At 50.1% G+C, this 5,345-nt stretch carries 1 tRNA gene and 3 rRNA genes; all 4 read right to left on the bottom strand.

Annotated elements, in window-relative coordinates:
• Nucleotides 1–118: ribosomal RNA gene (rrf, locus tag J2128_RS12600) — 5S ribosomal RNA — on the bottom strand; the annotation flags it as partial.
• Between the two features lie 123 nt (nt 119–241).
• Nucleotides 242–3,158, bottom strand: a 23S ribosomal RNA gene (locus J2128_RS12595).
• Between the two features lie 167 nt (nt 3,159–3,325).
• Nucleotides 3,326–3,398, bottom strand: a tRNA-Ala gene (locus J2128_RS12590).
• An 82-nt stretch (nt 3,399–3,480) separates the two neighbouring features.
• Nucleotides 3,481–4,948: ribosomal RNA gene (locus J2128_RS12585) — 16S ribosomal RNA — on the bottom strand.
• Nucleotides 4,949–5,345: the final 397 nt, after the last annotated feature.

The following is a 5,345-nucleotide window of genomic DNA, read 5'->3' as shown; positions in this document are numbered from 1 at the left end:
TGCAGCGTTAGATGTTTCCCGAGAACTCGCGTATCTCAGTACACCATCTGACGTGAGCAGGCTTAACTGCCGGGTTCGGAATGAGTCCGGGTGTGACCCTGCTGCTATGGCCGCAACTGGAACCGAAAAACCACCGGTGACGGACCGGTTAAAAGACCTCTTTAAAGGTCGGTTTCGGATAAATTTCACGAAAGAATACAACACACTGGATTTCGTCTGGATTTTAGCTTTCAAAACCGTTGCCGGAATTATCGGACGTTAGTACCCGTGGACTTAACACGTCGTTACCTTCGTGCTTACATCCCGGGCCTATCAAACGGATCTTTTATCCGTGTCCTATAGCGGAGTCTCTTTTCAGGCCGGATTTCAAGCTTAGATGCTTTCAGCTTTTATCCCTTATCGCGTGGCCACCCGGCATTGCCCTGTCGGACAACCGGTCTACCAGTGGCGACGACGGAAAGTTCCTCTCGTACTATTTCCGTCTTACCTTCAGACTCCCTGCACTCCATATAGATAGTAACCGACCTGTCTCACGACGGTCTAAACCCAGCTCACGATCCCCTTTAATAGGCGAACAACCTCACCCTTGGCTGCTGCTGCACAGCCAGGATGGAAAGAACCGACATCGAGGTAGCAAGCCGCCGGGTCGATATGTGCTCTTGCCGGCGACGACTCTGTTATCCCCGGGGTAGCTTTTCTGTCGTCAATAGCACTCATCAAAAGCGCGTATTGGTTCGTTAGACCCGAGTTTCCTCTCGCAGATACTTGCTATTCGTATCAGCGTCAGGCCAACTTTTGCTCTTGACACTCTCCTGTGAGTTTCTGACTCACATGAGTTGACCTTGGGGCACCCTTGATATCTTTTCGAGGGTGTGGCGCCCCACCCAAACTGCCTACCTACCGATGTTCTCTACTTAAAGAGTTAGTGTTACAATAAACCAAGGATGGTGTCTCAGATTACGACTCCCCGTATCCCACGAGATACGGATTAACGTCTCCCATCTACACTGCGCAAGGAATATCGTAACACAACGACAGGCTGCAGTAAAGCTCCACGGGGTCTTCACTTCCCATATGGAGTCCCTAGCCTCTGCACTAGGACAAAATCTTCAACGGACTTGTGTTTGGGACAGTAGGACTCTCGTTAATCCATTCATGCAAGTCGCCAATTAAGCGACAAGGTACTACGCTACCTTAAGAGGGTCATAGTTACCCCCGCCGTTTACAGGTCCTTCGTCCGGTTGTACCCGGTTTTCAGATACCTGCACTGGGCAGGAATCACAGACTATACTAGTCGTTTCCGAGTTGCAGTCTGCTATGTTGTTATTAGACAGTCGGAGTCCCCTGGTCACTGCGACCTGCCTGATCTCCAGGCAGGCACCCCTTATTCCAAAGTTACGGGGCTATTTTGCCGAATTCCCTAAACACAATTAAACCGACACGCCTTAGCCTTCTTAGCTAGGGGCACCTGTGTCAGATCTCGGTACGGTCATTCAGTCCCCTTTTCACGGGTTCAGGGAGTTTGCTTTGTTGCCTCATCATGCTTTCATCCAGTTCTCACCATTACGGTTCTCCGGGGATTTATACAATTGAACAGGGCGACGACCCTGCAAAACATATCCTTAAACGTCAGGATTATTGACTGATGGTACAGGAATATTAACCTGTTTCCCTTTCGCTGTACTCGAGTTACGGTACAACTTAGGACCGACTAACCCTCGACTGACGAACATTGTCGAGGAAACCTAGCCCCTTCGGCGGTTGGGATTCTCACCCAACTTTGCTTCTACTAATGCCAGAATTCTCATTCCTGCACGGTCCACAGGAACTTACATCCCTGCTTCCGCCCATGCAGGACGCCTCTCTACACCATCACATTGCTGTGGTCCGTGGTATCTGTGGTAGGTTTGAGCCCCGTCCATTTTCTGCGCCCTAAATCTCGACTGGTAAGCTGTTACGCACTTTTTGAAGGATAGCTGCTTCTGAGCTCACCTTCCAGTTGTCTTTGACCTAGGACCTCATTTAGTGTTTACACTTAACCTACACTCAGGGACATTAACCACGGTCTGGGTTGTCTCCCTTACGCACTACAAGCTTACCCCGTAGTGCGGACTTCCAAGCTTCTCAGATGACAGGGAATTCGGAGTTTGACAGCAGGGTGAGAAATTTCTTTCCCAACTCCCACAATCAGTGCTCTACCTCACCATCGATCTCTGCTCAGGTCATGCTACGGCATGTTTCGAGAGGAACCAGCGGATGCCCGGTTCGATTGGCCTTTCACCCCTATACGCAGGTCACACGAATGATTTGCATATCAATACCGCTTCGGCCCTCCACGCAACTTTCGTCACCCTTCGGCCTGCCCACGCATAGATCACCGGGCTTCGGGCGTTATCCTGCCGACTTCACGCACTTTTAATACGTCGTCCCAGGTAAAACTACGGACTTGTCGCTTTCGCTTCGGCTTCCCGTTTTCTCGGTTAACCTCGCCAACAGAATAAACTCTCTGGCCCGTTCTTCAAAACGTAAGTTATGACATCGGCAATACTGCCCATACTTAAGCCTCACGACTTGTTCTTTCGCAGTAAAGATCCTTACACGCCATAACACTCTATCACCTGCCAGTTTCAGGCACTTTTAACCACCTTTCAAGGGTTACTTTTCAGCTTTCGCTCACGCTACTATTGCGCTATCGGTTTCGAGGAGTATTTAGTTTTGGAGGTTGATGACCCCCAATTTCACGCGAGAATTCCAACCCGCGCTACTCAGGACTTCACTTATCTAAAGATTCTTACATGTACGGGACTGTCACCCTCTGTGGTTTGACGTTTCAGAACAAATTCCACTTCAAATCTTTAAACAAACAGTGAGCCTATAACACCACATCTCCCGTTGCCGGGATTCAGTTTGAACTCTGTCGCTTTCGATCGCCTTTAATCACGACATCTCGTTTGATTTCTCTTCCTCTCCCTACTAAGATGTTTCAATTCGGGAGGTTGCCGATTGTTACCAATCATGCCCGAAGGCATAGGATGTCCCATTCGGGGATCTCCGGATCATAGAATCCCTGCGTCTTCCCGGAGCTTATCGCAGCTTGGCACGCCCTTCATCGGCACTCGAACCGAGCCATTCACTGACAGGCTTAACGTAATTTCAGCATTATTTCGGTTTTGTCCGCTAAAATCCATTTAACGTCCAGTGTGTTGTATCCTTTACATGACTTCATAAGGTCACTTGCGTCGCCGTTTGTGACCTTCAGTCCTTCCCCGGTAATTCACATTTCCGGGTGCATCTTAAACCTTCTTCATTTACGAAAAAGGTGAAGTGGACTCAGGGGGATTTGAACCCCCGGCCTCGGCCTTGCAAAGGCCGCGCTCTTCCAACTGAGCTATGAGCCCGGAACTTTATTTTATTCTTTCTTTGACACCGGCAGCTTTACGGTCTGTTTAATAACCGCTGTTCTCTTCCGCGATATTCGTTAGGAGGTGATCCAGCCGCAGATTCCCCTACGGCTACCTTGTTACGACTTAACCCCCCTTGCAAAACCTAGATTCGACTGCGGCAAAGACCACAGCCTCATCCAAACCTCACTCGGGTGGTTTGACGGGCGGTGTGTGCAAGGAGCAGGGACTTATTCACCGCGCTGTTTTGAAACGCGATTACTACGGATTCCAGCTTCATGTGGGCGAGTTACAGCCCACAATCCGAACTTGGGACAGGTTTAGGGGATTAACTACACTTTTCAGTGCGGTTGCCCATTGTCCTGACCATTGTAGCCCGCGTGTAGCCCGGATAATTCGGGGCATGCTGACCTACCGTTGCCCATTCCTTCCTCCTCTTTAGCAGAGGCGGTCCCAACAGTGTCCCCATCATTCCGGAGAACATGCTGGCAACTGTTGGCGTGGGTCTCGCTCGTTGCCTGACTAAACAGGATGCTTCACAGTACGAACTGACGACGGCCATGCACCTCCTCTCAGCTGGTCAAGCAAGGTCTTCAGCCCGGCTATCATTCCGCTGTCCTATCCGGTGAGCTGCCCGGCGTTGAGTCCAATTAAACCGCAGGCTCCACCCGTTGTGGTGCTCCCCCGCCAATTCCTTTAAGTTTCAGCCTTGCGACCGTACTTCCCAGGCGGCACGTTTCACGGTTTCCCTTCGGCACCCAGGTGACTCGTGGTCACCAGCACACCTAACGCGCATCGTTTACGGCTGGGACTACCGGGGTATCTAATCCCGTTCGCTCCCCCAGCTTTCGTTCCTCACTGTCGAAGCCGTTCTGGTAAGATGCCTTCGCCATCGGTGGTCCCCCGAGGATTACAGAATTTCACTTCTACCCCCGGAGTACCTCTTACCTCTCCCGGTTCCTAGAATCCCAGTATCTCTTAAACGCCTCACGGTTGAGCCGCGAGATTTCCCAAGAGACTTAAAATTCAAGCTACGAACGCTTTAAGCCCAATAATAGTGGTCACCACTCGAGCCGCCGGTATTACCGCGGCGGCTGGCACCGGTCTTGCCCGGCCCTTTCTTCTGATGCTTTTTATACATCAGGACAGCCCGCGTATACGGGCACTCGGGGTTCCCTTATCACAGTTTCCTGCATTGTAAAGTTTTCGCGCCTGCTGCGCCCCGTAGGGCCTGGAATCGTGTCTCAGATTCCATCTCCGGGCTCTTGCTCCCACAACCCGTACCGATGACAGGCTTGTTGGGCCATTACCCCAACAACTACCTAATCGGCCGCAGATCCATCCTAAGGCGCCGCAACTTTTAATTAAAGAACATTCCAGTCTCTCTAATCTATGGAGTATTATCCCCAGTTTCCCGGGGTTATCCTCCGCCTTAGGGCAGGTTATCCACGTGTTACTGAGCAGTCCGCCGAGGGTCTTAACCCTCTCAACTCGCATGGCTTAATCGAACCCCGATAGCAGTGACCTCTGGCAGGATCAACCAGAATTATTATTTTTTGAAGATACTTTTCACTTCGGCACACTATCATTTTTCACTAAATCACAAAAGGAATCAGCGGTTACTAAACAGATTTCCGCATTGCCAGTGCCAACGTCAGAACCGACGCTTACATCTATAAGCGATTTCGGCTCCCCATCAAAGAATCGAGGTAACATTATTGGTTTTATTCACTTATAAAACCAACTCTTTTGTTGCCCCGCAAAGTTCCGGACTTCTGCAAGTCTGAAATGTTCAGACTTCTCTAAATCCACTACTTTTTTTATTCCGCAGATATTCCGGCGATTTTACATTTAAGGCCCTTTCGTGCCTTTTTCACCTGAATACTTCGGCCTTACAATGTGGTCTTTTGCAACTTATAAACCTTCCCTATTTGTTGCACATTT

Source organism: Methanomicrobium sp. W14, assembly GCF_017875315.1.
Lineage (GTDB): Archaea > Halobacteriota > Methanomicrobia > Methanomicrobiales > Methanomicrobiaceae > Methanomicrobium.
This window is presented reverse-complemented; position numbering and strand designations above follow the sequence as displayed.